Here is a 23,745-nt window from a genome sequence, read left to right as displayed (position 1 = left end):
CCGCCAGGCCACGCCTTGACGGACGCGAGCACGGCGTCATCATGGCAGGCGCAGGCGATCCGTCGGCTCAAAACACCGCCGCCATTTAATGGTTGCTACGGCAGCGGAGCTAGAACAACGAGCCCTGCCCGTCATCCGCCGATCCGGCCGCCGCCTTCCGCGCCACCTTCTTCGGCTTCGACGCCTCTGCCTCCGCCGCCATCTCCTCCGCGCTGATCGGCAGCACGAGCTGCTCGTCATCATTGGCGACGCGGTTGACGCGGGTGGAGACCGGGTGCCAGGCGAATTCGCCGCGGCGCGGGGGGGTCATCAGCGGCAGGATCGCATCGAGCTCGTCGCCGCTGACGTCGAGCCAGCGCTCGAAATCGCGCGGGCTGATGGTGACCGGCACGCGGTCATGCAGCGCGGCGAGATCCTCGCCCGCCGCGGCCGTGACGATCGCGACCGTGTCGAGCTCCTCGCCGTTCGGCCCGGCCCAGGTCTCGAACAAAGCAGCGAAACCGAGCGGCGCACCGTCGGCACGGTGGATGAAGAAGGGCTGCTTGCGGCCGTCCTCCACCTTCCATTCGTAATAGCCATCGGCCGGGATCAGCCCGCGCCGCCGGCGGATCGCCCTCTTGAAGGCGGGCTTCTCAAGGATCGTCTCGGAGCGGGCGTTGATCAGGAGCGTGAATCCGCGGGGGTCCTTGACCCATCCCGGCAAGAGACCCCAGCGCATCAGCCGAAAATGCCGCGCGCCGTTCTCGACCAATACGACCGGAATCGGTTGTGTCGGCGCCACGTTGTACCGAGGCGGGAAATTCGGCTGCTCGACATAGCCGAACAGTTGCCGCAAGGCCGCAGGGGCCGAAGTTATGACGAAGCGTCCACACATCCCAAGCGCTATATAGGGTCCGTTCAGGTCCTTTTAACCCCGAACGTTAACACTGCGGCTGATGAGCTCAATGGCCTCCCAACCCGCGCAGACTCATGCACAGACGGGCCCCGAGGCCTCCGCCTGGGCCGAGCGGTTGCGCGTGGCCAACATCAACCCGCGGACCGGGCTTGCCACTGACTATCTCAACCATTTCAATGAAGCCGTGATGCTGCTGGAAATGGTCCCCGACATGCCCGAATGCGCGGAAGATTTTCTGACCTGGTCGCCGCTGTCCTATGCCGAGCATTTCACGGCGTCGAATTTCAAGGCGCGCGACCTCGCCATCGAAGCCTATGAGAAGGCCGATCCCAACGTCCGCGCCCAGTTTGACCACCTCACCGATACCATGACCTCGATCCTGACTGCGGTCGGCTCAGCCATGCGCGAGGTCGAGAAGGACACGACGCGCATCCGCCTCGCCGAGCAGGCCGCGCTCTGGGTCAAGCCGCTGATCGCGGCCTGCGGCGGCATCATCCATGGCGGGGCCGAAGCGGACGTCGATACCATCATGGCGAACTGAGCCAGGTCCTTGCAGAACAGGTCCTTTAAGAAAATGGTTTCAGTCGTCCAGCCCACCCATCCCCAGCTTGCCGTCAGCGCCGCCATTTTCCGCGACGGCAAGGTGCTGCTGACCCGCCGCGCCCGCTCGCCCGCCAAGGGCTTCTATTCGCTCCCGGGCGGCCGGGTCGAATTCGGCGAATCGCTGCACCAGGCACTGAGCCGCGAGGTCGACGAGGAAACCGGGCTCGACATCGCGATCGTTGGCCTCGCCGGCTGGCGCGAAGTGCTGCCGGCGGCCGCCGGCGCCGGCCATTATTTGATCATGTCGTTTGCCGCCCGCTGGACGGCCCGTGAGCCGGTCCTGAACGACGAGCTCGACGACTACCGCTGGATCGTGCCCGACGCCCTGGCCAGCCTCGGCGACCTCAAGCTGACCGGGGGGCTGGAAGAGGTCATCCAGTCCGCCGCGCGGCTGGTGGCCGGAGATTGACCAGAATTCGTCATGCCGGGGCTTGTCCCGGGCATCCACGTTCTCCGTGCTGCCTGGCAAGACGTGGATGGCCGGGACAAGCCCGGCCATGACGCTGTGGGCGCGTTCGCTGCGTCCCTCACGTCACCTTGCGTCCACCGCCCCGAGGGGGCATACAGCCCGCCGATGTCCACGCGATTTCTCGCCATTTTTGCCCTGATTCTCGCCTGCGCCTCCGCGCCCATGAGGGCCCAGGACGTGGCGGCGCCGTTTGACGGCGATTTGCAGCGGCTGGCGGAGATCCTCGGCGGGCTGCACTATCTGCGCGGCATCTGCGGGTCCAACGAGGGCAACAAATGGCGCAACGAGATGCAGGCGCTGATCGATGCCGAAACCCCCTCCGGCGAGCGCCGCACCCGGATGATCGCCGGCTTCAATCGCGGCTATAACGGCTTTCAGCAGACCTACCGGAGCTGCACGCCGGCGGCGACGGTGGCGATCCGCCGCTATATCGAGGAAGGCTCGAAGATCTCGCGGGATCTCACGGCGCGCTACGCGAACTGAGACTCTCTGGTCGTCATTGCGTGGCTCGCGACTTCGTCGCGCCCCCGGAATGACAACGGCCGGAACTTTGTCATCGAGTTTGTTCACAGCCGTTAACCGTTCCTAAAGATGTGGCCTAGCGGTCATTAACGCCCGTGCTAAACCTCTTGCACAGCGCATCGCCGTGGATCGCGCCCCAGCCCTGATCGAGTTTCATGAGCCAGCCGATTTCCTACGCCCCCGCACGCGCGCCGCTGCCCGATCACGAGCAGAAGCAGGCCGCATTGAGCTATCTCAACGAGGCCTGGGCCGAGGCGCGCCACGATGGCGTCGACGGCGACTGCCTGGCGCAGGCGAGCCTGTTTGCGGCCTTTGCCGAGCTCGTCGGCACCTACGGCGAGGACGCGGTCGCCAAGTTCGTCGAGGGCTTTCCCGGCCGCATCCGCAACGGTGAATTCTCGGTCGACATCTGCAGGCAGTAGGCACTGCCGAAAATGACCCCGCCATTCGGGCGGGGCCAGTTGACGGATGAATGACTTTGCGAACAGGATTTAGCGAAAGGTTCGCGAAGTCTGCCGCGTTTATCGCACGGAAGCCGTCCCCCGCGGACAAGCATTAGTCTTGCAATGAGCGGGAGATGTTCCTGATACGATCGGGAACGTGCTCCCTCCTCACGGTTCGATCTTGAGAGTCGCTTTCATGTTGGGATGATAGCGGCAGTAATAATCGATCGTTCCCGCCTTCTTCAGAACTGATGTCGCCGATTTCTTCGGCGGCAGTGTCACGTCGAAGTCGCCGTTCTTCGCGGTGGCGGTGTGGGCGAAGACGTCCTTGTTGATCCAGTTGATGGTATCGCCGACCTTGGCCGGTATCTCAGCCGGTGAGATGACGAGATTCTCCATCGTGATCTCTATCGTCGCGGCGTCTGCCGGGGCGACCATTGCCGCGAAGACAAGCGCGATAGCGATCGAACACAGCCGCCCCGACATCATCGCACACTCCCTATTTCAGCTCGGCCGCGACGTGCTCGGCGTGCTGCTGATGCCCCTGGAAGATCTTCAGGCCGGTTTGCAGCAGGCTCTTCAGCTCAGCATTGTTCGCGGACGGAATCAGCTGGGTCTCCAGCGCGCCGTTGACCGCCTTGTGGTAGGCGACCTCGTTGGCGACATAGGCCTTGTCGAACGCCGCGCCGTCCAGCTTGTCGAGCTCGGCCATCTTGTCGCTCGCCTGCTTCGACAGCGCCTTGCTGGTGTCGTTGTCCTCCGGCGTGACATTCAGCTTCTTGACCAGCGCGAGCGCCTGCTTGTTGACCGCCTCGTGGTCGCGCAGCATGTCCTCGGCAAAGGCCTTCACGTCCTTGCTCTTCGCCTTCTTCTGCGCCTGTTTGGCCGCGTTGATGTCGATCACGCCGGCGGTATAGGCGATGTGGGCGATCTGCGGATCGGTGGGCTTGTCGGCCGCGCTGGCGCCTTGCAGCAGCGCGGGGCTCGACAACAGAATTGCTGCGGCAACCGCCGCGTTCCATCGGATCAACATGGCTTGACGCTCCTGTGCTGCCGGGCGGTTCGCCGGCGCGTTGCTTCACAGGGATTGGACGGGACTTTCGCGCAAACGTTCCCGAAAAATTTCAGCCGACGCCGATCAGCCGACGCCAAGGCGCTTGAGCACGGCTTCCGTCAGGCGCTCGCAGCGCTGTCCGGCGAACGGAAAGGCATCCATCACGACGGGGCCGATCTTCTTCTCGACGTTCTCGCGCAGCTGAGTGCGCGCACGGTGCAGCCGCGTCTTCACTGTCTCGGGCTTGATACCGAGCAGCTCGGCCGTCTCCTCCATGCTCATCCCCTCCATCACCCGCGCGATGAAGACCATGCGGTAGGCGTCGGGCAATTCATCGACCGCGTGTTCGACGACGCGCTGGATTTCGCGTTGAGCCATGGATTTTTCCGGATCAGTTGCGGCGGACGAAAGGGGAAACTGGATGATTTGCGCTTCGAGCGTCGCCTCCGGCAGCGATCCCAGTTCGACCTGCGGCTTCCGACCGCGTGCGCGTCCGAGCGCTTCGTTGATGGCAATGCGCGACAACCACGTCGACAGCGCCGAGGCACCAAGAAAGTCGTCGAGATGCGTGAATGCGCGGATATAGGTTTCCTGCACCACGTCCTCGGCCTCACTATCACTGCGCAGAATACCGCGGGCGAGCCTGTAGAGCCTGCGGTTGTTGGCCTGCATGATCTCGCGCAATGCGGCTTCATCCCGGCGCCGCGCACGGTCGATCAACTCGGCTTCCGATGTCCTGACGCCGGCGGACAGGCCGGCTGCGGTCCCTGGCATGGCGGGGCACCTCCATTGGCTTCGGACATTGGATGCAGGCCAGTAAGAAAGGTTCCGAGATTTCTTGCCCTGATCTTACCCTCCCCTCGAGGAAGGGCTATCGCATTTGAGATGTGGGCGCTTTGGGCACGATAGTCTCCACATCGTCATGGCCGGGCTTGTCCCGGCCATCCACGTCTTGCCGGCGGCACGAAGAACGTGGATGCCCGGGACAAGCCCGGGCATGACGACCTCTTGTGCAGGTACAAATGCGATCTCTCCCTGGAGGGAAGGGTCAGCAAACCTAATCCGTCTCGATCGGCAGTTCCGGGTCCCTCGCCCATTCACCCATCGAGGCGTCGTAGAGCGTCAGCTTGTCGTAGCCGAGCTGCGTCAGCAGGAACAGGTCGATCGTCGCCGAGATGCCGCCGCCGCAATAGCAGATTACATTCTTGTCGCGCGTGACGCCTGCCATCGCGAATTTGGCTTCGGCATCGGCGAGCGTCGTCAACGTCTTGTCGGCGTTCACGAGTGTTGCGGCTGATACGTTGACGCTGCCGGGAACGCGGCCCGGCCGGCCGTAGCGGCTCGGCTCGAGGCCGCGGTGAAACTGCGGCCCGAGCGCGTTGACGATGACCGTCGCGGGATCGCCGATCCGGGCCTTCACGGTGGTCTTGTCGACGAAGAAGCCCGCGCGCGGTGCAGCCTTGAAGGTCGTCGCCGGATATCCCTTCGGTGCGCCTGTCTCGACCGGCCGCCCCTCTTCTTTCCATTTGTCGAAGCCGCCGTCGAGCACATGCGCATCGACGCCGAGCGAACGCAGCATCCACCAGAACCGCGTCGACCACATCATCGTGCCGATACTGTAGAGCGCGATGATCTTGCCTGCGTCGACGCCGTGGCGGCCGAAGGCGGCCTCGAGCTGGGCGACATCAGGCATCATGAAGAATTGTTGCGCGGAGGCGTCGGAGAACTCGCCTTGCAAGTCGAGGAAATCGGCACCGGGAATGTGGCCGGCTTCAAACGTCTTGTCGCCGGGCACCGCGCGGTACGGCACGTCGCTGCCCGGCGGCACCGGCTCGTTGTAGGTCGTGCAGTCGAAGAGGCGGAGGTTGGGATCGCCGAGGATGGCGGCGAGCTGCTCAGTGGTGATGAGGGCACTCTGACTCATTGGAATATTCTCCCGTCATACGCGCACAATCTCCGTCACCCTGAGGTGCCGGAGCGTAGCGGAGGCCTCGAAGGGCGACGGCCACCAGCGGGGCCGCTCATCCTTCGAGGCTTGCCATACGGTGCAAAAGCACCGCATGGCGCGCACCTCAGGATGACGGATCACACCGACCGCAGCAACTTACTGCTTCAGCGTCTCCAGAAACCGCACCGGCTCGCCTTGCGAGGCCGTCACCAGCTCGCCTTGCCACATCACGCGGCGGCCGCGGATGAAGGTGCCGACGGGCCACCCTGTCACGCGGACGCCGTCATAGGGGGTCCAGCCGGCCTTGGACGCCACCCATTTGTTGGTGATGGTCTCGCTGCGCTTGAGATCAACGACCGTGAAGTCGGCGTCGTAGCCGGCGGCGATGCGGCCCTTGCAGGCCATGTTGTAGAGGCGCGCGGGGCCGGCGCTGGTGAGATCGACGAAGCGCGCCAGAGAGAGTCGACCCGCGTTGACGTGATCGAGCATCAGCGGCACCAGCGTCTGGACGCCGGTCATGCCGGACGGCGAGGCCGGATAGGTCTTCTGCTTCTCCTCCAGCGTGTGCGGGGCATGGTCGGAGCCGAGCACATCGATGATGCCCTGCTCGATGCCGCGCCAGATGCCGGCGCGATGATCGGCGCCGCGCACCGGCGGGTTCATCTGCGCCAACGTGCCGAGCCGCTCATAGCATTCGGGCGCGACCAGCGTGAGGTGATGCGGCGTCGCCTCGCAGGAGGCGACGTCCTTGTGGTCGCGCAGGAACTCGATCTCTTCCTTGGTCGAGATGTGCAGCACGTGGATGCGCTTGCCGGTCTCATGCGCGAGCTTGACGAGGCGCTGGGTCGCCATCAGCGCCGCGGTCTCGTCGCGCCACACCGGATGCGAGCGCGGATCGCCCTCGATGCGCAGCGATTTGCGGTCGTTGAGGCGATACTCGTCCTCGGCATGGAACGCGGCGCGGCGGCGGATCACCTGGAAGATGCGGCGCAGGCTCTCGTCGTCCTCCACCAGCAGCGCGCCGGTCGAGGAGCCGATGAACACTTTGACGCCCGCGCAGCCCGGCGCGCGCTCCAGCACCGGCAAATCCTGCACGTTCTCGCGAGTGCCGCCGATGAAGAAGGCGAAATCGCAATGCATGCGGTGATGGGCGCGCTTCACCTTGTCGGTGAAAGTGGCCTCCGTCACCGTCAACGGAGACGTGTTCGGCATCTCGAACACGGCGGTGACACCGCCCATCACGGCGCTGCGCGAACCGGTCTCGAGGTCTTCCTTCTGCTCCAGGCCGGGCTCGCGGAAATGCACCTGCGTGTCCATGACGCCGGGCAGGATGTGCAGGCCCTTGCAGTCGATCACTTCCGCGGCCGAGGCCTGCGACAACGGGCCCAGTTCGGCGATCCGGCCGCCCGTGATGCCGATATCGCGAACACCCTCGCCGTCTTGATTGACCACGGTGCCGCCCTTGAGGATCACGTCGAAACGCTGGGTCATGGCTGAAGGCCCCTCTCATCCCCAAGCGCAGGGCTCGAGGTCTTGTCGTTTATGCCTCGCGGGCTTACGTTCCGGAGCAACATGTCGCAAGAGATTTTCGTATGAAATCAGCGTTTCTTCCCGACCGGGGCGTGGTCAAGGTCGCGGGCGAGGATGCGCGCAACTTCCTCAACGGCCTTGTCACGACCGACGTCGACAGGCTGAAACCGGGCCTGGGGCGATTCGGCGCACTGCTGACGCCACAGGGCAAGATCATCGTGGATTTCCTGATCACGGAAGCGCCCGCGGGTCATGGCGGCGGGTTCCTGATCGACTGCCCGAAAGCGCTGGCAGATAGCCTCGCCACCAAGCTGAAATTCTACAAGCTGCGCGCCAAGGTCACGGTGGAAAACCTTTCCGGCGATCTCGGCGTGCTTGCCGCCTGGGACGGCCATCCCGCGGCCCAGCCAGACCTCGCCTTCACCGACCCGCGCAATGACGGGCTCGGCGTTCGCATCCTGATCCCTGAAGATCTCAAGCAGAAGCTGTCCGATCTCGTCGGGGCCGAACTGGTCGATCCGACCGAATACGAGGCGCACCGTATCGCGCTCGGCGTGCCGCGCGGCGGGCTCGATTTCATGTACAGCGACGCGTTTCCGCACGAGACCAACATGGACCGCCTTGCCGGCGTCGATTTCGACAAGGGCTGCTATGTCGGCCAGGAAGTCGTCTCGCGCATGCAGCATCGCGGCACCGCGCGCACCCGCAGCGTGAAGGTGCTGCTCGATGGCCCCTCGCCGGAGGCCGGCGCGACCATTCTCGCCGGCGACAAGCCGGTCGGCACCATCGGCTCGACGTCCGGCGGCAAGGGCATCGCGCTGGTGCGCATCGACCGTGTTGCGGACGCGCTCGACGCCGGCCAGCCGCTCACTGCCGGGGGGCTGGTTTTGACGCTCGCTGAACCAGACGTCGTTCGCGTTCCAACGAAGCAGCCCACCGCATGAGCCGCGCTCCCCGCTTGCATCCCGACGGAAAGACCCGCTGTCCCTGGCCTGGTGAAGATCCGCTCTATGTCGCCTATCACGACACCGAATGGGGTGTGCCGGAATATGACGATCGCGCGCTGTACGAAAAACTGATCCTCGACGGTTTCCAGGCCGGCCTGTCCTGGATCACCATCCTGCGCAAGCGCGACAACTTCCGCAAAGCCTTCGACGATTTCCAGCCGGAGAAGATCGCGCGCTACAACGAGAAGAAGGTTCATGCGCTGATGAACGATGCCGGCATCGTGCGCAACAAGGCCAAGATTGACGGCGCGATAGCGAGCGCGAAGTCCTATCTCGACATCATGGAGAAGGGCCCGGGCTTCTCGAAGCTGCTGTGGGACTTCATGGACGGACGACCCAAGGTCAATCAGTTCAAGTCCACCGCGAGCGTGCCGGCCTCGACACCATTATCGGTGCAAATCTCGAAAGAGCTGTCCTCGCGCGGCTTCAAATTCGTCGGCCCGACCATCGTCTATGCCTTCATGGAGGCGACCGGCATGGTCAACGACCACCTCATCGACTGCCATTGTCACGCGATCTGCGGCAAGACGCAGCGCAAGCCGCGCCTCAAGGCAAAATGACCGCGAAGAAGACGGCGCCCGTTGCGCAATCCCGCGCCTGGCAGCGCATGCTGTCGGGCCGGCGGCTCGATCTGCTCGATCCCTCGCCGCTCGATGTCGAGATCGCCGACATCGCGCACGGCCTCGCGCGCGTCGCGCGCTGGAACGGGCAAACCATCGGCGCGCATATCTTCTCGGTCGCGCAGCATACGCTGCTGGTGGAGACCGTGCTGCGGCACGAGATGCCGCGCGTCGATCGGCGCATGCGGCTCGCCGCGCTGCTGCACGATGCGCCCGAATATGTGATCGGCGACATGATCTCGCCGTTCAAGGCCGTGCTCGACGGCCATTACAAGGCGGTCGAGAAGCGGCTGCTCGGCGCCATCCACATCCGCTTCGGCTTGCCGCCGGAGCTGCCGGACGAAATCACGCAAGCGATCAAGGCCGCCGATCGCGGCGCAGCCTATCTGGAGGCGACCGCGCTCGCCGGCTTCGAAGAGCCTGAGGCGAAGCGCCTGTTCGGCAAGGATCCCGGCCTCTCCGACAGCGTCCGGCGCGACTACCTGACGCCCTGGACCGCGGCACGGGCCGAGAAGCAATTTTTGGAGCGGTTTGGCGCGGTGTTCGCGTGAGCGTCGTCCCTTCGTAGGGTGGGCAAAGCGAAGCGTGCCCACCAAACTAAGCGATTCGCGCGGCGCGAAATGGTGGGCACGGCGCGATGCGCCTTTGCCCACCCTACGGCACCGGCTATAATCGCCGCCAAAAAGGTCCGCCATGATCCACGTCTGTTCCCTCGCCGCGCTTCCCGAAACCGTCCGCCTCACCGGAGCCAGCCATGTGCTGACCGTGATGGCCAATGTCGAGCAGGTGGCACGGCCGGTATCCGTGCTGCCGGCCAACCATCTCAAGGTGTCGATGGACGACATCACCGAGGAGATGGACGGTTTCGTCGCGCCGTCCGAGACGCATATCGATCAGGTGCTGAACTTCGTGCGCGGCTGGGACCGCAGCGCACCGCTGGTGGTCCATTGCTATGCCGGCATCAGCCGCTCCACCGCGAGCGCGTTCGCGGCGGTCTGCGCGCTCAATCCAAACCGCGACGAGCTCGATATCGCCAGGAAGATCCGCGCGGCCTCGCCGATCGCCTCGCCGAACCGGCGCATCGTCGGCCTTGCCGACCGTGCCCTGGGACGCAACGGACGCATGCTGCGCGCGCTCGACGAGATCGGCCCGGGCGCGATGATGGTCGAGGGCCGCCCCTTCGTGATCGAGCTCGAATGAGTGGGCGCCACATCGCAGGTGCGCCCCCTCTCCCGCTTGCGGGAGAGGGTTGGGGAGAGGGTGTCGCCGCAACGGGACGATCCCCAAGAGGAGAAAGCCCTCACCCGGCGCGGGACGATGCTTCGCGCCGCCCGGAACGCGCCGACCTCTCCCGCAAGCGGGAGAGGTTACAGCGAGTCCGCGGAGAGACCGTCGCAATCGATTCTGCGATCATCATCGCATGAGCGACAAGCTCCTGACGCCGATCGAGATCGGCCTGACCGCGGCCATCGCCGCGATCGCGGGCCATGAGCCGCTGATCCTGACCGCGCGCGGCAGTGACGGGCTTGCCGGCCTGCCGTTCGGCCCGTTCGACGCGCTCGCGCACCGCACCTTCGAGATCGGCCTGCGCGCCTGGGTCGAGGAGCAGGCGGGCTTGCGGCTCGGCTATGTCGAGCAGCTCTACACCTTCGGCGATCGCGGCCGCCATGCCGAGGCCGGCGACACCGGCGCGCATATGGTGTCGATCGGGTATCTCGCCCTGACGCGCGCGGTGGACGGCGAGCTTGCAGCAAACGCGGCGAGCTTCGCGCCATGGTATCGCTTCTTCCCCTGGGAAGACCGGCGCGAGGAGCCGCCTGCGATCATCGCCCGCGACATCATTCCTGCGCTGACCGAGTGGGCCGCGGAGGAGACGCCGGAGACGATTCGCGCGCTGCCGCGTAAGGATCGCGTGCGATTCTACTTTGGCCTCGAGGGAGCGGCCTGGGACGAGGAGCGCGTGCTCGACCGCTACGAGCTCCTGTACGAGGCCGGGCTGGTCGAGGAAGCGCGGCGCGACGGCCGCCCTGCGGCATTAGCGCGCAAGACGCTTCCCCCGCTCGGGACCTCGATGCGGTTCGACCACCGCCGGATCCTCGCCACGGCGATCGCGCGGCTGCGTGCAAAACTGAAGTATCGTCCTGTCGTCTTTGAACTTTTGCCGCCTGAATTCACACTTACCGAACTGCAGCACACGGTCGAGGCGATTTCCGGCCGGCACCTGCACAAGCAGAATTTCCGCCGCCTGGTCGAAATGGAAGCTCTGGTCGAACCGACCGGGGTGATGTCGACACAGACGGGCGGACGGCCGGCGGCGCTCTACCGCTTCCGCCGCGACGTGCTCCAGGAGCGGCCCGCACCGGGCTTGCGCGTCCGCTCCCGGCGCTAGACAAGGATTTCGCAATCGGCCCCCCGCCGATCGCCTGGAGGCTTCATGTTCGACGGCCCGTTTGACGTCTTTGCGTGGATCATTGCGATCGCCGCGTTCCTCATTGCGATCAAGGCCTCCAGCCAGGCGGCCGAGCTGCGCCGGCGACTGAATTCGCTCGAAGAGATGTTTGACGCGCAGCGGCAGGTGCAGCCGCCGCCGCTCACACCTGTTTGGGAGCAGGCGCCCGCCACCACGACTGATACCGCGGAGCCGCCGCCGCTTGCGCCGGAAACTGAACCGGCATCGCCGCCTGTTACCGAAGCTGTTTCGCCCCCGCCGCTCGAAGCGGGCACCGAGGCCGATGCGCCGCCTCCGCCTCCGCTGCCCGCGCCTGCGCCGGGCTTCGAGGAGCAGCTCGGTACCCGCTGGGTGGTGTGGATCGGCGGCCTTGCGCTCGCGCTCGGCGGCTTCTTCATGGTGCGCTATTCGATCGAGGCCGGCCTCCTCGGCCCCGGCGTGCGCGTGTTCCTGGGCGGCCTGTTCGCAGCTGCGCTGCTCGGGGCCGGCGAATGGTCGCGGCGCAAGGAGAGCATTTCCAACATCCAGGCGCTGCCGATCGCCAACATCCCGGCGATCCTCACCGCCGCCGGTACGGCGGTGGCGTTCGCGACCATCTATGCCGCCTATGCGCTCTACGGCTTCCTCGTGCCTGCCACCGCCTTCGTGCTGCTCGGCATCGTCGCCATGTGCACGCTCGCGGCCGCGCTGCTGCACGGACCGGCGCTCGCCGGCCTCGGCGTGGTCGGCGCCTTCGTGACGCCGGTTCTCGTCTCCAGCGGCAAGCCGGACTATTGGGCGCTCTATATTTACCTCGCGGTCGTCACCGCCGCGAGCTTCGGCCTCGCCCGCATCCGGCTATGGCGCTGGCTCGCGGTCACCACGATCGTGTTCGCGGTGCTGTGGATCTTCCCGGGTCTGGACACCGAAGAATTGCAGGTCGCGCCGCACGCCTTCCATGTCATGGCTGGCTTCGTACTCGCTGCCCTCCTCGTCGTCTGCGGCTTCATGTTCGGCCCGACGATCGAAGACGGCGAGATCGAGCCGGTGTCATCGAGCTCGCTCGGTGCCTATCTGTTCGGCGCGATGCTGATCGTGCTGTCGAGCGCGCATGCCGATCTTGCGCTGACCGCGTTCGCGCTTCTCGTCGGCGCAACCCTGTTCGTCGCCTGGCGCGCGCCGGCGGCGACCGGTGCACTCGGCGCAGCTGCTGCGACGGTTTTCATCGTGTTTGCCGAATGGGCAGTGCGCGCCAATCCGGACATGCTGGTGCTGCCGGGCGGCCCCCTGACGGGAATCGGACCCGCCGCGATCGACAGCTCCGTGACGCTGCATCTGGTGATGGCCGCGCTCTTCGCCGCCGGCTTCGGCCTCGCTGGCTTCCTTGCCCAGGGCCGTTCGAACTCGGCGATCATCCCGGTGGTGTGGTCGGCGGCAGCCGTAGCGACGCCGATCGCGATCCTGGTTGCGCTCTACGCGCGTATTGCCCATCTCGACCGCTCGATCCCGTTTGCGATCCTCGCCGTGCTGCTCGCCGCGGCTTTCGGCGCCGCGACCGAGGCTCTCACACGCCGCGAGAGCCGGCCGGGCACCATGATCTCCACCGCTTTGTTCGCGACCGGCACGCTCGGTGCGCTGGCGCTGGCGCTGACCTTCGCGCTGGAGAAGGGCTGGCTGACGATCGCGCTGGCGCTGATGTCGCTCGGGACCGCCTGGATCTCGCTGCAGCGGCCGATCCCGTTCCTGCGCTGGCTCTCCGCCATCTTTGCGGGGCTCGTCACCGCGCGCATCGCCTATGATCCGTGCATCGTCGGCGATGCCGTCGGCGCCACGCCGATCTTCAACTGGCTGCTCTGGGGCTACGGCCTGCCGGCGGCATCGTTCTGGGGCGCGAGCATCTTCCTGCGCCGCCGCGCCGACGATGCGCCGCTGCGCATGGTCGAGACCGCCGCGATTCTGTTTACCGCGCTGCTCGCCTTCATGGAGATCCGTCACTTTGCGACCAACGGCCGGATGACCTCGCCGCCGTCGCTGCTCGAATTCGCGCTGCAAGTCTGCATCACGCTCGCGATGGCGATCGGGCTTGAGCGGCTGCGGCTGCGCAGCCACAGCATCGTGCACAATGTCGGTGCGGTCGTGCTCACGGTGATTGCCGGGTTCATCAGCGTGTTCGGCCTCTTGATCCTGGAGAACCCGTTGCTGTTCTCCAGTGTCAATGTCGGCGGCCTCGTCTTCAACCTGCTGCTGCTCGGCTACGCTCTGCCGGCAGTGCTGATGCTGCTGCTGTCCTATGCGGTGGCGGGCCATCGCTCCGTCACCTACGCCAACACGATCGCAGGTGGCGCGCTGGTGTTCGCGCTCAGCTATGTGACGCTGGAGATTCGCCGCTTCTATCACGGCCCGGTCCTGCTCTACGGCGGCACCACGGGAGCGGAGCAATACACCTATTCGATCGGCTGGCTCGGCTTCGGCGTGGTCCTGCTCGGCGTCGGCATCCTCGTCAACTCCGAGCGCGCGCGGCTGGCGTCGGCCGCGGTCATCGCGCTGACGATCCTCAAAGCCTTCGTCATCGACATGTCGACGCTGACAGGCGTCTACCGGGCACTGTCGTTCATGTGCCTCGGCATTGTGCTGGTCGCGATCGGCTGGCTCTACCAGCGCATCCTGTTCCGGCGGCAGGTCGCGCCGCCGCCGGCTCCGGCTCCGCAGACGGGCGCGTAAGGATCAGGCCGCGCGGACCGACTCCAGGAACTGCGCGACCTCGACCTTCAGACGGGTGCTGTCGGTCGCCAGCGACTTCGCGGCCGAGAGCACTTCGCCCGAGGCCGAGCCGGTGTCAATCGCGCCGCGCTGCACGTCGGTGATGTTGGACGAGACTTCCTGCGTGCCGAGCGCGGCCTGCTGGACGTTGCGCGAAATCTCCTGCGTTGCCGCGCCCTGCTCCTCGACGGCGGCGGCGATGGCCGAGGACACCTCGGACAACCGTTCGATGGTGCCGCCGATCTCCTGGATGGCGCTGACGGATTCCTGGGTCGCGGCCTGGATGCCCGAAACCTGCGCCCCGATCTCGCCGGTCGCCTTCGCGGTCTGCTCGGCCAGTGCCTTGACCTCTGACGCGACGACGGCAAAGCCGCGGCCGGCTTCGCCGGCGCGCGCCGCTTCGATGGTCGCATTCAGCGCCAGGAGGTTGGTCTGGCCCGCAATGGTGTTGATGAGCTCGACGACGTCGCCGATGCGGGAGGCCGCCTGCGACAGCGCGTTGACGCGGTCGTTGGTCCGCGCCGCCTGCTCGACGGCTTCCGCAGCCATCCGCGCCGAATCCTGCACGCGGCGGCTGATCTCGGTGATGGAGGACGACAGCTCTTCCGAGGCGGACGCCACCGCCTGGACGTTGGTGGAGGCTTCCTCGGACGCAGCCGCAACGACCGTCGCGAGCTCCTGGCCGCGCTGTGCCGTGTTGGTCAGCGTCGTCGCCGATGCCTCCAGCTCGGTTGAGGCCGACGACACGGTCCCGACCACTTCGCCGATCATGGCTTCGAACTTGCGGGTGATGGCGTCGACGCGGCGGCCGCGTTCGATCTTGGCCTCGGCGTCGCGCGCCGCCGCGTCGTCGGCGGCCTTCTTGGCGATCAGCGCCTCCTTGAAGATCTGGAGCGCATCCGCCATCGAACCGATCTCGGTCTTCTCGCCGCGATACGGCACCTCGGCCGAGAGGTCGCCCTCTCCGAGCGACTGCATCGGGCGGATGATCGAGGCAATGCCGCGAGACACGTCACGCACGAGATAGTAGGCGGCGCCGATCGCGATCACGACGGAGAGCACGATGATGCCGACCAGCACGCGGAAGATCGTGGCGTAGCTGTCGGCCGCCTGCTTCGTCTCCAGCTCGGCGCCCTGGTTATTGAGCTCGATGCCCTTCTGGAGCAGGGGATCAGCGGCCTGGGCCATCTTCGCGACCCTGGTCTGCAACATCTCGTTGGCGTCGGTGGGGAAGCGGCCGACGCTCTTGCGCGACAGCGCCATGACCTCCTGCACGCCATTCAGGTAGTCGGCCCACGCCTTGGTCCATTGCTCGTAGAGCGAGCGCTCTTCGGCGGCCGTGATGAGCGGCTCGTAGACCTTGCGCGTCTTCTCGATGCGCTCGCGCAACGAGGCGAGGCGCTTCTCGGCGGCTTCCTTGCCTTCAGCGGTGTCCTGCATCAGGTGCAGGCGTAGCGCGACGCGCAGCTCATTGATGTCGGCGCGCATCGAGCCGAGCGCACGGACGCTCGGCAGCCAGCTCTGCGCAATCTCGACCGTGTGGGCGTTGATGTTCTGCATGGTGCCGATCGCCATCACGCCGACACCGGCCAGCGAGAGAACGAGAACTGACAACACGCTCAGAAGCTTGAAGACGATCGACAACTTCGACATCACACAAATCCCAACGATGCCTAGCAACGCGCACGCCACCTGCGCCAGGCGTCACGACGGACGACCGTGCGGCGGTCAGTTCAACAGTGCTGGCTGGTTCTTATCCCGTAAGATTGCCTTCCATACTCGCAAGCAGGCGTTAACATGACCCTACGTAAAACTACGGGCGAGGCCCGGCCCGCGTTATTTTCCATGCAATCATTTGTTGCTGCACGCGACTATCACGTGCTGTGGCGCGAGCGCGCCGCCCTTGACGCGCTGCAACAATGCTCGCGGTGAAGCCGCTAGGCCGCCCGCACCGACTCCAGGAAGCGCGCGACCTCACTCTTGAGCCGGTTGCTCTCCTGCGACAGCGACTGCGCGGCCGAATGCACCTGCGCCGAGGCAGCCCCGGTCTCGCCGGCGCCGCGCTGGACGTCGGCGATGTTCGCCGAGACTTCGGAGGTACCTTGCGCCGCGTGCTGGATGTTGCGGGAGATCTCCTGCGTGGCGGCCCCCTGCTCCTCCACCGCGGCGGCGATGGTCGACGAGATCTCCGACATCTTCGCGATGGTGTCGCCGATCTCCTTGATCGCTCCGACAGAGTCCTCCGTCGCGGCCTGGATCGCGCCGATGTGCTGACCGATCTCGCCCGTCGCCTTCGCGGTCTGCTCGGCAAGCGCCTTCACTTCGGTGGCGACCACGGCAAAGCCCTTGCCGGCTTCGCCCGCCCGCGCCGCCTCGATCGTGGCGTTGAGCGCCAGCAGGTTGGTCTGCGCGGCGATGGTGTTGATCAGCTCGACCACGTCGCCGATGCGGGTGGCGGCCTTGGCTAGCTCGGCGACGCGCGCATTGGTGCGCTGGGCCTGCCCGACCGCGACGTCGGCTACGCGCGCCGATTCCTGCACCTGGCGGCTGATCTCGGATACCGACGAAGTCATCTCCTCGCTGGCTGCGGAAACCGATTGCACATTGGCGGACGCCTCCTCCGAGGCCCCCGCCACGGCGGTGGCAAGCCCGTTGCCGCGCTCGGCGGCCTGGGAGAGCGTGTTCGACGACGCCTCGAGCTCGGTCGCCGCCGACGATACCGTCTCGATGATCTCGCCGACCGCGCCTTCGAACGTATCGGCGAGCCGCTGCATATCGGCTTTGCGCTGCGCGCGCCCGCGTGCGTCCGCTTCGGCCTGCTCGGTACGCAGCCGATCGGCCTCCGCCATGTTGCTCCTGAACACCTCGACGGCACCGGCCATCTCGCCGATTTCATCCTTGCGCCCGATGCCGGGAACGGAAATCGAGAGTTCGCCGCGCGCAAGCCGCGTCATCGCCGCGACCATGGCAGCAAGCGCCTTCGAGATCGAACGTCCGAGCAGGAAGCCGACTGCGGCCAGCACCACGACGGTGATGCCGAAGGTGACCGCCATCCACAACCGCACGGCGTCGCGCGTTGCAGCCTCGGCGGCCTCGGCCTGCTTATACTGGGCATCGACGGCAGCCCGCATCTCGGCCATGACGGGCTCGATCTCGCGGAACGTCTTCATCATGCTGGCATCGAGCGCGCCGCTCTGCTGCGCGGTCTCCGCCCACGCCGCGAACTCGGACTGGTATTTCTGGAGCTTGGCCATGATCTCGTTCATCACCGCCGTAGGGACTGCGACAACTTCTATTGCCTTGGAGAATTCGGTAGCGGCCTTCTTCATCTCGGCAATGTATTTTGGGTCGCGCCGCAGCATGAAGTCCTTCTCGTGACGGCGCATCATCAACATCCAGCTCGTCGTCCTGGGATCGTCGATCTCCTTCAGCTTGGCCTCGATGTCGTGTACCGCGGCGCGGAGCGAGCCGGACAAGCCTTGCGTCTCGTTCAGTCCAAGCTTGGTCTCGGCCGTCACCAGCGCACCGAAGTCCGACGCGTAGCGCTTGAAGCCGGTCTGGGCCTGCTTCATCCTGTCAGACAACGCAGCCATGCCGCCGGCCGCAATTAACCGCTCCACCTCGTCGAAATCGCGGTTGATCGGCCCGATCAGTTCGGCATGCGCCTTGGCGTAGCTCTCAGTGCGCCGCTGCTGAAAATTCTTCTCGTTGCGGCGAGCCTCCAGCATCTCGATCGAGAGCTGCTTGTTGAGGTCGGCGATCGCGCGGGCGCGGTTGGCAGCGTCGCGGGAGGTGTCCTGGGAGAGGCTGCCGATCTCGTAGATCGCGCCGAAGGCGACGAGCCCGATGAGGCCGAACAGTCCGATCGCCATGACCTTGTGGGTAAGGCGAATGGAAATGCCACTCATGAATGTGCTCCAACGATTGAGACGCAATACGCGAAGGGCGACTCAGCGCCCGGAAATATCGCGGGCATCATGACTGCGTCGCTTTTCCGGAAGGTTAACCCTGCGGCACGGGTCGCAACGTCGAAATACGAACGCGCGCAACCGCCGCGCAGGCACGCGCGACGGTTGCAAGCCAGATCTGCCCGCCGCGGTCAGGCGTTGCGCACGGTGCCGAGAAACTTGCTCACCTCAAGCTTGATGCGGTTGCTGTCGCCGGACAGCATCTGCGCGGCGGACAGCACCTGACGCCGAGCCGTCTCGCTCGCGCCGCGGTGCACGTCGGTGATGTTGGACGACACCTGATGAGTGCCTTCCGCCTGCTGCACGTTGCGGGAAATTTCCTGCGTTGCAGCGCCCCTGCTCTTCCACCGCGGCCGCAATGGTCGAGGAGATCTCCGACAGCTTCTCGATGGTGTGGCTGATGTCCCTGATCGCGCCAACCGAATGCTCGGTCGCAGTCTGGATGCTGGCGATCTGCTGCCCGATTTCACCCGTGGCCTTCGCAAAGCAGCGCGAAGATTCCCAGAATTTTCGTCAGGATGCGAAAACGACCAAGGAAATGCATCGACTTGCCTTCCGAAATGCCAAACCGGAAAAGCTCAAATCTCGGTGAGCATCCCTCCGATGGATTCCCGATGTCTTAGGAAATCGGGCCATAGAAGCACGGCGTCAATCGGGGTGATTGGGCAGCGGATGGCTCTCGCCGACGAGGCTGATGCGAAAGACCGGCTGCTTGTTCTCGTCAAGCAGCTCCATGCACCACTCGGCATTCGGCTTCAGGCTGCGCGCGATGCCACCGAGCAGGTTGGCGCAGACCTCGGTCATCTCGGTCCAGGCGGCTGTGCGATCCTCGAACTCGTACGGCTGGTCGGCGGCACCGGAATAGCGACCGGTGCTGATGCGGAAAAAATACAGCGACATCGTTGAACCCTTTTATCGGGCCGCACCCCCCGGCCGTACGCAAACTGGAGCGCGAACAGCTACCAAGGCATGAAAACCGCCGTCCGTATGACTACGGCGCGGCGGCTTCGTGTTCGATGGACGTCTTCAACGAAAAAGTGGGCGGACTGACGCGCGCGGCCGTCTCACTGGGTCGAACGGCGCAGCTCCAGGGGGCCCTCGTTCTTGGCAGGCTCCGACCTGGTATCCGACTTCACCGGCTCGAGCCGGCCGCTCTCGACACGGGGCGTCTCCACCCGCGCGGCAATCTCGGTGTTGGACGGACCAACCGAACCGGTGTGCTCCGGCCTGTGCAGCGAGCGCGGCCGCGCCGCGGCGCGCGCCATCAGCATCTGGTTGCCGCCCTGGTGATGGAAGTCGCAATAGGCGAAGCCCATGCCCGACACCGAGCCACGGAAGCTGCGATCATCGGTCTTTTCCAGGTTGAAACAGGGCTCGAACGGAATGCCCTTGATCGAGGCGCAGACGTTCTGACCGCGGATCTGGAGCGTGTTGCCGGGCAGGCGGAGGTGTTTCACCGGACCGGCGCCGGAGAACTGCACCGCGCCGGCGGCGCCGAGGTCGTCGAGGATGCGGCCTGCACCGCGGGTGCCGTCGAAACAGGTGAACGCAAACACTTTGCCGGCCACGAAGCGACGCGCCTCGTCGGCGTTCATGCTTCCGGCAATGGCCGGCGCAAACGTTGCTGCCGCCGTGACAGCCCCCAACACAATACGCGCAAGCATGCTCAACTCCGAACCAACCCCCGCAGCGGGCGATGCCTTATCTCTTTACCTGCTGCTTACCATACTAACCATGGCGACATTGAAGCAGCTTGGTTGGTAAAGTCTGAACGCCGTTAGACAATTTTTACCACGATGCGGCCGCGGACCTGGCCGGCCAGGATTTTGGCGCCCCATTGCGGAACTTCGTCGATCGGGATTTCCTGAGTGATTTCAGATAGTTTTGTCCGATCCAGATCGGACGCCAAGCGCTGCCAGGCGGCCTTCCGCGGCTCGATCGGGCACATCACGGAATCGATGCCGAGAAGGCACACCCCGCGCAAAATGAAGGGTGCGACAGACGACGGCAGGTCCAAGCCGGCGGCCAGGCCACAGGCCGCAATTGCCCCGCCATATTTCGTCATCGACAGCAGATTCGCCAGTGTGGTCGAGCCGACGCTATCGACGCCGCCCGCCCAGCGCTCCTTTGCAACCGGCTTGGCCGGTGCCGACAATTCGTTGCGGTCGATGATTTCGGCCGCTCCCAGGTGCTTCAGATAGTCGGCCTCCGAGGCGCGGCCGGTCGAGGCGATGACGTGGTAGCCGAGCTTCGAGAGCACGGCGATCGCGACCGAGCCGACGCCGCCGGCGGCACCCGTCACCACCACGGGACCGCTCTTCGGCGACAGACCGTGCTTCTCCAGTGCCAGCACCGAGAGCATCGCGGTGAAGCCGGCGGTGCCGATCGCCATGGCATCGCGCGCCGACAGGCCTTGCGGCAAGGCCACCAGCCAGTCGCCCTTCACCCGCGCCTTCTCGGCGTAGGCGCCGAGATGGGTCTCGCCCATGCCCCAACCGGTGCAGACGACCTTGTCGCCAGCCTTCCATTGCGGATGCGAGGATTGCTCGACGGTGCCGGCGAAGTCGATGCCGGCGATCATCGGGAAGCGGCGCACCACCGGCGCCTTGCCGGTGAGCGCAAGGCCGTCCTTGTAGTTCAGCGTCGACCATTCGACGCGGACGGTGACGTCGCCGTCCATCAGCTCGGCTTCGTCGAACTGCGTTAGCGCGGCGGTGGTGCCCTTGTCCGCCTTGTCGATCCGGATCGCCTTGAATGTGGCCACGACTGAACTCCCTGACTTGTTTGTCGGGGATGTTTAGCCGATCAGGCCGGCTGCGCAACCGTCCGCTGAACCGGTTTTTCCACGATCGGAAGATTGATCAGCGCCGAGAGCACGCCGAACAGGATCGAGAGCCACCAGATCGGCGTATAGGAACCGAAGCGCTCGAAGACGATGCCACCTAGCCAGACGCCCAGGAAGCCGCCGACCTGATGGCTGACGAAGGCGAAGCCGTAGAGCGTTGCAAACCAGCGGGTGCCGAACATCAGCGCCACCAGCGCCGAGGTCGGCGGCACCGTCGACAGCCAGGTCAGGCCGGAGACCGCACCGAATGCGATCGCCGAGAACGGCGTGATCGGGAACGAGATGAAGGCGAGGGTCGCCAGAGCACGCGTGAAGTAGATGGTCGAGAGGATGTAGCGCTTCGGCAGTGAGTTTTGGAGATAGCCGACGCTCAGCGATCCCACGATGTTGAACAGGCCGATCGCCGCAATCACCCAACCGCCGGTTTGCGCGGTGATGCCGCGATCGACCAGGAAGGCCGGCAGATGCACGGTGACGAAGGCGAGCTGGAATCCGCAGGTGAAGAAGCCGAGCACCAGCAGCACATAGGAGCGGTGGCCGAAGGCTTCGGCAAGCGCCTTGGTGAAGGTCTGATCATCCGCCGGCGTCGCGGTCGCCGCATGTGCGACCGGCGGCGTCGAGAGCGCCAGCGACAGCGGGATGATCAGCAGCATCAGGAAGCCGAACACGGAAAGCGCCTGCTGCCAGCCGAAATTGTCGATCAAGGCCACGCCGATTGGCGCGAACAGGAACTGCCCGAATGATCCCGCCGCCGTGCCGGCACCAAGTGCAAGGCCGCGCTTCTCGGCCGGCAACAGCTTGGTGAACGCCGACAGCACCAGATTGAACGAGCAGCCGGCAAGACCAAAACCGACCATGACGCCCGCACCGAGGTTGAGCGACAACGGCGTCGAGGAATAGCGCATCAACAACAGGCCGCCGGCATAGAGCAGAGCGCCGACGCACATCACCCGGAACAGGCCGAAGCGATCGGCGACCGCGCCGGCGAATGGCTGGCCCAGGCCCCACAACAGATTTTGCACGGCAATGGCGAGGCCAAACACGTCGCGGCCCCAGGAGAATTCGTGACTCATCGGCTGCACGAAGAAGCCGAGCGCCGAGCGCGGACCGAAGCCGAGCATGCCGATCGCACAACCGCAGAGAATGATGACGGCCGGAGTGCGCCAGTTGGAGGAACGTGGGGCCGGGGCAAGCTCGCCCGCTGATGTCGACATGGTGCTCCTCGTCTCTCTTCGGCGGACTCGCAAAGCGGCAACCGCGAACATGCCATTTAATGCACTTGCATGAAAACCCCAAGTCAAAAACGGTTGCATTCCACGGGGAGCTGCCGCGGAAGCATTGCGTTTCAGTGTGGCCTCGCCGACCCACCAAGCCGGGCTTGACGGAAATGTGTGCGGAAGAATCTGGCAGTCCTCAGCAGAGCGTGTTATCTTTGATTTGCTCATATTGAGTATATATGACCTTGATGCGCTGGCCTCAGATTAATTGGGCCTCATATATGCTCAATCTGAGTATAATGGATATGCAAGGGAGGCTTCGATGCCGATCGCTGGAATTTACGGCCCCGACGACTTTGCCAACCGGCCCCAGGGCCAACTCACCACCTCCCCCCGTGCCGCACCGGCACGAACGGGACCCGCGCTGCCGATGCCTTCGCTGGCATGGACGCCGGAGGTCGCGCGCGCCACCACGACGCTCTATGAGCGTGTGAAGCATGTGATCCCGCCGATCGAGTGGCCGCTGATGGCGCCGACGATCCAGGCGATCAACGAGCTGAAGCGCGCGCGGGGCGCGGTGATCCTCGCGCACAATTATCAGTCGCCCGAGATCTTCCACTGCGTCGCCGATATCGGCGGTGATTCGCTTCAGCTCGCCGTCGAAGCCACCAAGGTGAAGGCCGGCATCATCGTCCAGTGCGGCGTGCACTTCATGGCGGAGACGTCAAAACTGCTCAACCCGGACAAGACGGTGCTGATCCCGGATTCGCGGGCCGGCTGCTCGCTCGCCGCCAGCATCACCGGCGCCGACGTCCGCCTGCTCCGCGAAAGATTTCCTGGCGTGCCCGTCGTCGCCTACGTCAACACCTCCGCGGAGGTGAAGGCCGAGGTCGACATCTGCTGCACCTCGTCGAACGCGGTGCAAGTGGTCGAGAGCCTGGGCGCGGCAAGCGTGATCTTCCTGCCCGATCGCTATCTGGCAACCTACGTGGCCTCGAAGACCGACGTGAAGATCATCGCCTGGAAGGGCGCCTGCGAAGTGCACGAACGCTTTAAGGGCGAAGAGCTGCGTGCCTTTCGCGAGGCCGATCCCTCGGTGCAGATCATCGCGCATCCGGAGTGCCCGCCGGACGTGCTGGCGGAAGCCGACTTCACCGGCTCGACCGCACACATGATCAACTGGGTGCGCGAAAAGCGGCCGCGACGGCTGGTGATGATCACGGAGTGCTCGATGGCCGACAATGTCCGCGCCGAGCTGCCCGACGTGGAGATGCTGCGTCCCTGCAATCTCTGCCCGCACATGAAGCGCATCACGCTCGCCAACATCTTGGAGAGCCTGCTGACGCTCGGCGAGGAGGTGACGATCGATCCCGCGCTTGCGGTGCGTGCGCGGCATTCGGTCGAGCGGATGATAAATCTGAAGAACTGAGAGCACA

The 23,745-nt window shown here is 65.2% G+C and carries 24 protein-coding genes and 1 pseudogene; 12 read left to right on the top strand and 13 right to left on the bottom strand.

What is annotated here, in order from left to right:
- Positions 1-109: 109 nt before the first annotated feature.
- Positions 110-874: an SOS response-associated peptidase gene (locus IVA81_RS16290; protein WP_247319843.1), complete on the bottom strand. Its 765-nt coding sequence runs from the start codon at positions 872-874 to the stop codon at positions 110-112.
- Positions 875-935: 61 nt separating this feature from the next.
- On the opposite strand from IVA81_RS16290, the gene IVA81_RS16285 reads away from it, so the two are divergent.
- The 4 genes from IVA81_RS16285 (at position 936) to IVA81_RS16270 (ending at position 2,911) form a co-directional block, all read left to right on the top strand.
- On the top strand, positions 936-1,436 hold the full coding sequence (locus IVA81_RS16285) for a hypothetical protein (protein ID WP_247319841.1): 501 nt from the start codon (positions 936-938) through the stop codon (positions 1,434-1,436).
- Between the two features lie 33 nt (positions 1,437-1,469).
- The gene (locus IVA81_RS16280; protein WP_247319839.1) at positions 1,470-1,907 is read left to right on the top strand and encodes an NUDIX hydrolase; all 438 of its coding nucleotides are present in this window, start codon (positions 1,470-1,472) and stop codon (positions 1,905-1,907) included.
- Between the two features lie 165 nt (positions 1,908-2,072).
- Positions 2,073-2,450 (top strand): TIGR02301 family protein, encoded by a 378-nt coding sequence (locus IVA81_RS16275; RefSeq protein ID WP_247319856.1) that lies wholly within the window; start codon positions 2,073-2,075, stop codon positions 2,448-2,450.
- A 194-nt stretch (positions 2,451-2,644) separates the two neighbouring features.
- Positions 2,645-2,911, top strand: a complete 267-nt coding sequence (locus tag IVA81_RS16270; RefSeq protein ID WP_028134933.1) for a hypothetical protein — start codon at positions 2,645-2,647, stop codon at positions 2,909-2,911.
- 189 nt (positions 2,912-3,100) lie between these two features.
- Here IVA81_RS16270 and IVA81_RS16265 read toward each other — a convergent pair whose 3' ends face one another.
- From IVA81_RS16265 to IVA81_RS16245, 5 genes are all read right to left on the bottom strand, one after another.
- Positions 3,101-3,421, bottom strand: coding sequence for a cupredoxin family copper-binding protein (locus IVA81_RS16265; protein ID WP_247319837.1), 321 nt, complete (start codon positions 3,419-3,421; stop codon positions 3,101-3,103).
- A gap of 10 nt (positions 3,422-3,431) precedes the next feature.
- Entirely contained in the window at positions 3,432-3,965 is a 534-nt protein-coding gene (locus IVA81_RS16260) for a DUF4142 domain-containing protein (protein ID WP_247319836.1), read from the bottom strand.
- Positions 3,966-4,070: 105 nt separating this feature from the next.
- The gene (locus IVA81_RS16255; protein WP_247319834.1) at positions 4,071-4,760 is read right to left on the bottom strand and encodes an RNA polymerase sigma factor; all 690 of its coding nucleotides are present in this window, start codon (positions 4,758-4,760) and stop codon (positions 4,071-4,073) included.
- Positions 4,761-5,043: 283 nt separating this feature from the next.
- A complete protein-coding gene (locus IVA81_RS16250; RefSeq protein WP_247319832.1) occupies positions 5,044-5,910 on the bottom strand; it encodes a sulfurtransferase in 867 nt (288 codons plus the stop codon).
- 180 nt (positions 5,911-6,090) lie between these two features.
- Complete coding sequence (locus IVA81_RS16245) at positions 6,091-7,425, bottom strand: dihydroorotase (RefSeq protein WP_247319829.1); 1,335 nt, start codon at positions 7,423-7,425, stop codon at positions 6,091-6,093.
- A gap of 101 nt (positions 7,426-7,526) precedes the next feature.
- Here IVA81_RS16245 and IVA81_RS16240 point away from each other — a divergent pair, with 101 nt between their 5' ends.
- From IVA81_RS16240 to IVA81_RS16215, 6 genes are all read left to right on the top strand, one after another.
- Positions 7,527-8,408 (top strand): folate-binding protein, encoded by an 882-nt coding sequence (locus IVA81_RS16240; protein WP_247319827.1) that lies wholly within the window; start codon positions 7,527-7,529, stop codon positions 8,406-8,408.
- Positions 8,405-9,031 carry a DNA-3-methyladenine glycosylase I gene (locus tag IVA81_RS16235; RefSeq protein WP_247319826.1) on the top strand — a complete coding sequence of 209 codons (627 nt, stop codon included), beginning with the start codon at positions 8,405-8,407 and terminating at the stop codon, positions 9,029-9,031. Before IVA81_RS16240 ends, IVA81_RS16235 begins: the two co-directional genes overlap by 4 nt.
- Positions 9,028-9,642, top strand: coding sequence for an HD family hydrolase (locus IVA81_RS16230; RefSeq protein ID WP_247319824.1), 615 nt, complete (start codon positions 9,028-9,030; stop codon positions 9,640-9,642). Before IVA81_RS16235 ends, IVA81_RS16230 begins: the two co-directional genes overlap by 4 nt.
- 142 nt (positions 9,643-9,784) lie before the next feature.
- Complete coding sequence (locus IVA81_RS16225) at positions 9,785-10,291, top strand: protein-tyrosine phosphatase family protein (protein WP_247319822.1); 507 nt, start codon at positions 9,785-9,787, stop codon at positions 10,289-10,291.
- A gap of 220 nt (positions 10,292-10,511) precedes the next feature.
- Entirely contained in the window at positions 10,512-11,480 is a 969-nt protein-coding gene (locus tag IVA81_RS16220) for an NAD regulator (protein WP_247319820.1), read from the top strand.
- Positions 11,481-11,525: 45 nt separating this feature from the next.
- Complete coding sequence (locus IVA81_RS16215) at positions 11,526-14,240, top strand: DUF2339 domain-containing protein (RefSeq protein ID WP_247319818.1); 2,715 nt, start codon at positions 11,526-11,528, stop codon at positions 14,238-14,240.
- Positions 14,241-14,243: 3 nt separating this feature from the next.
- On the opposite strand, the gene IVA81_RS16210 is transcribed toward IVA81_RS16215, so the two are convergent.
- Positions 14,244-15,932, bottom strand: coding sequence for a methyl-accepting chemotaxis protein (locus IVA81_RS16210; protein ID WP_247319816.1), 1,689 nt, complete (start codon positions 15,930-15,932; stop codon positions 14,244-14,246).
- A 144-nt stretch (positions 15,933-16,076) separates the two neighbouring features.
- Here IVA81_RS16210 and IVA81_RS40480 point away from each other — a divergent pair, with 144 nt between their 5' ends.
- Positions 16,077-16,211 carry a hypothetical protein gene (locus IVA81_RS40480; protein WP_256469339.1) on the top strand — a complete coding sequence of 45 codons (135 nt, stop codon included), beginning with the start codon at positions 16,077-16,079 and terminating at the stop codon, positions 16,209-16,211.
- Between the two features lie 5 nt (positions 16,212-16,216).
- Here the strand turns inward: IVA81_RS40480 and IVA81_RS16205 are convergent, their stop codons facing one another.
- The 6 genes and pseudogenes from IVA81_RS16205 to IVA81_RS16180 all read right to left on the bottom strand — a co-directional run bounded on the left by IVA81_RS16205 (position 16,217) and on the right by IVA81_RS16180 (position 22,306).
- Positions 16,217-18,187, bottom strand: coding sequence for a HAMP domain-containing methyl-accepting chemotaxis protein (locus tag IVA81_RS16205; protein ID WP_247319813.1), 1,971 nt, complete (start codon positions 18,185-18,187; stop codon positions 16,217-16,219).
- A gap of 191 nt (positions 18,188-18,378) precedes the next feature.
- Positions 18,379-18,730: pseudogene (locus tag IVA81_RS16200) on the bottom strand (methyl-accepting chemotaxis protein); the annotation flags it as partial.
- 165 nt (positions 18,731-18,895) lie between these two features.
- Positions 18,896-19,147 carry a hypothetical protein gene (locus IVA81_RS16195; protein ID WP_247319811.1) on the bottom strand — a complete coding sequence of 84 codons (252 nt, stop codon included), beginning with the start codon at positions 19,145-19,147 and terminating at the stop codon, positions 18,896-18,898.
- Positions 19,148-19,311: 164 nt separating this feature from the next.
- Positions 19,312-19,911: a hypothetical protein gene (locus tag IVA81_RS16190; protein WP_247319809.1), complete on the bottom strand. Its 600-nt coding sequence runs from the start codon at positions 19,909-19,911 to the stop codon at positions 19,312-19,314.
- 113 nt (positions 19,912-20,024) lie between these two features.
- Entirely contained in the window at positions 20,025-21,011 is a 987-nt protein-coding gene (locus tag IVA81_RS16185) for an MDR family oxidoreductase (RefSeq protein WP_247319807.1), read from the bottom strand.
- Between the two features lie 41 nt (positions 21,012-21,052).
- Entirely contained in the window at positions 21,053-22,306 is a 1,254-nt protein-coding gene (locus IVA81_RS16180) for an MFS transporter (protein ID WP_247319805.1), read from the bottom strand.
- 325 nt (positions 22,307-22,631) lie between these two features.
- On the opposite strand from IVA81_RS16180, the gene nadA reads away from it, so the two are divergent.
- Positions 22,632-23,738 carry a quinolinate synthase NadA gene (nadA, locus tag IVA81_RS16175; protein ID WP_247319802.1) on the top strand — a complete coding sequence of 369 codons (1,107 nt, stop codon included), beginning with the start codon at positions 22,632-22,634 and terminating at the stop codon, positions 23,736-23,738.
- Positions 23,739-23,745: the final 7 nt, after the last annotated feature.

The sequence above is a fragment of the Bradyrhizobium sp. 141 genome, from assembly GCF_023074055.1.
Classification (GTDB): Bacteria; Pseudomonadota; Alphaproteobacteria; order Rhizobiales; family Xanthobacteraceae; genus Bradyrhizobium.
Note: the sequence above shows the minus strand (reverse complement) of the source record. Positions and strands in the feature narration are given on the sequence as shown.

Excerpts from the sequence above, each read along its gene's own strand:
- IVA81_RS16215 (WP_247319818.1), top strand. The coding sequence starts at position 11,526 with ATGTTCGACGGCCCGTTTGACGTCTTTGCGTGGATCATTGCGATCGCC.
- IVA81_RS16280 (WP_247319839.1), top strand. The coding sequence starts at position 1,470 with ATGGTTTCAGTCGTCCAGCCCACCCATCCCCAGCTTGCCGTCAGCGCC.
- IVA81_RS16275 (WP_247319856.1), top strand. The coding sequence starts at position 2,073 with ATGTCCACGCGATTTCTCGCCATTTTTGCCCTGATTCTCGCCTGCGCC.
- IVA81_RS16240 (WP_247319827.1), top strand. The coding sequence starts at position 7,527 with ATGAAATCAGCGTTTCTTCCCGACCGGGGCGTGGTCAAGGTCGCGGGC.
- nadA (WP_247319802.1), top strand. The coding sequence starts at position 22,632 with ATGCCGATCGCTGGAATTTACGGCCCCGACGACTTTGCCAACCGGCCC.
- IVA81_RS16290 (WP_247319843.1), bottom strand. The coding sequence starts at position 874 with ATGTGTGGACGCTTCGTCATAACTTCGGCCCCTGCGGCCTTGCGGCAA.
- IVA81_RS16190 (WP_247319809.1), bottom strand. The coding sequence starts at position 19,911 with ATGCTTGCGCGTATTGTGTTGGGGGCTGTCACGGCGGCAGCAACGTTT.
- IVA81_RS16220 (WP_247319820.1), top strand. The coding sequence starts at position 10,512 with ATGAGCGACAAGCTCCTGACGCCGATCGAGATCGGCCTGACCGCGGCC.
- IVA81_RS16230 (WP_247319824.1), top strand. The coding sequence starts at position 9,028 with ATGACCGCGAAGAAGACGGCGCCCGTTGCGCAATCCCGCGCCTGGCAG.
- IVA81_RS40480 (WP_256469339.1), top strand. The coding sequence starts at position 16,077 with ATGACCCTACGTAAAACTACGGGCGAGGCCCGGCCCGCGTTATTTTCC.
- IVA81_RS16205 (WP_247319813.1), bottom strand. The coding sequence starts at position 18,187 with ATGAGTGGCATTTCCATTCGCCTTACCCACAAGGTCATGGCGATCGGA.
- IVA81_RS16260 (WP_247319836.1), bottom strand. The coding sequence starts at position 3,965 with ATGTTGATCCGATGGAACGCGGCGGTTGCCGCAGCAATTCTGTTGTCG.
- IVA81_RS16285 (WP_247319841.1), top strand. The coding sequence starts at position 936 with ATGAGCTCAATGGCCTCCCAACCCGCGCAGACTCATGCACAGACGGGC.
- IVA81_RS16245 (WP_247319829.1), bottom strand. The coding sequence starts at position 7,425 with ATGACCCAGCGTTTCGACGTGATCCTCAAGGGCGGCACCGTGGTCAAT.
- IVA81_RS16180 (WP_247319805.1), bottom strand. The coding sequence starts at position 22,306 with ATGTCGACATCAGCGGGCGAGCTTGCCCCGGCCCCACGTTCCTCCAAC.
- IVA81_RS16265 (WP_247319837.1), bottom strand. The coding sequence starts at position 3,421 with ATGATGTCGGGGCGGCTGTGTTCGATCGCTATCGCGCTTGTCTTCGCG.
- IVA81_RS16270 (WP_028134933.1), top strand. The coding sequence starts at position 2,645 with ATGAGCCAGCCGATTTCCTACGCCCCCGCACGCGCGCCGCTGCCCGAT.
- IVA81_RS16210 (WP_247319816.1), bottom strand. The coding sequence starts at position 15,932 with ATGTCGAAGTTGTCGATCGTCTTCAAGCTTCTGAGCGTGTTGTCAGTT.
- IVA81_RS16255 (WP_247319834.1), bottom strand. The coding sequence starts at position 4,760 with ATGCCAGGGACCGCAGCCGGCCTGTCCGCCGGCGTCAGGACATCGGAA.
- IVA81_RS16225 (WP_247319822.1), top strand. The coding sequence starts at position 9,785 with ATGATCCACGTCTGTTCCCTCGCCGCGCTTCCCGAAACCGTCCGCCTC.
- IVA81_RS16235 (WP_247319826.1), top strand. The coding sequence starts at position 8,405 with ATGAGCCGCGCTCCCCGCTTGCATCCCGACGGAAAGACCCGCTGTCCC.
- IVA81_RS16250 (WP_247319832.1), bottom strand. The coding sequence starts at position 5,910 with ATGAGTCAGAGTGCCCTCATCACCACTGAGCAGCTCGCCGCCATCCTC.
- IVA81_RS16195 (WP_247319811.1), bottom strand. The coding sequence starts at position 19,147 with ATGTCGCTGTATTTTTTCCGCATCAGCACCGGTCGCTATTCCGGTGCC.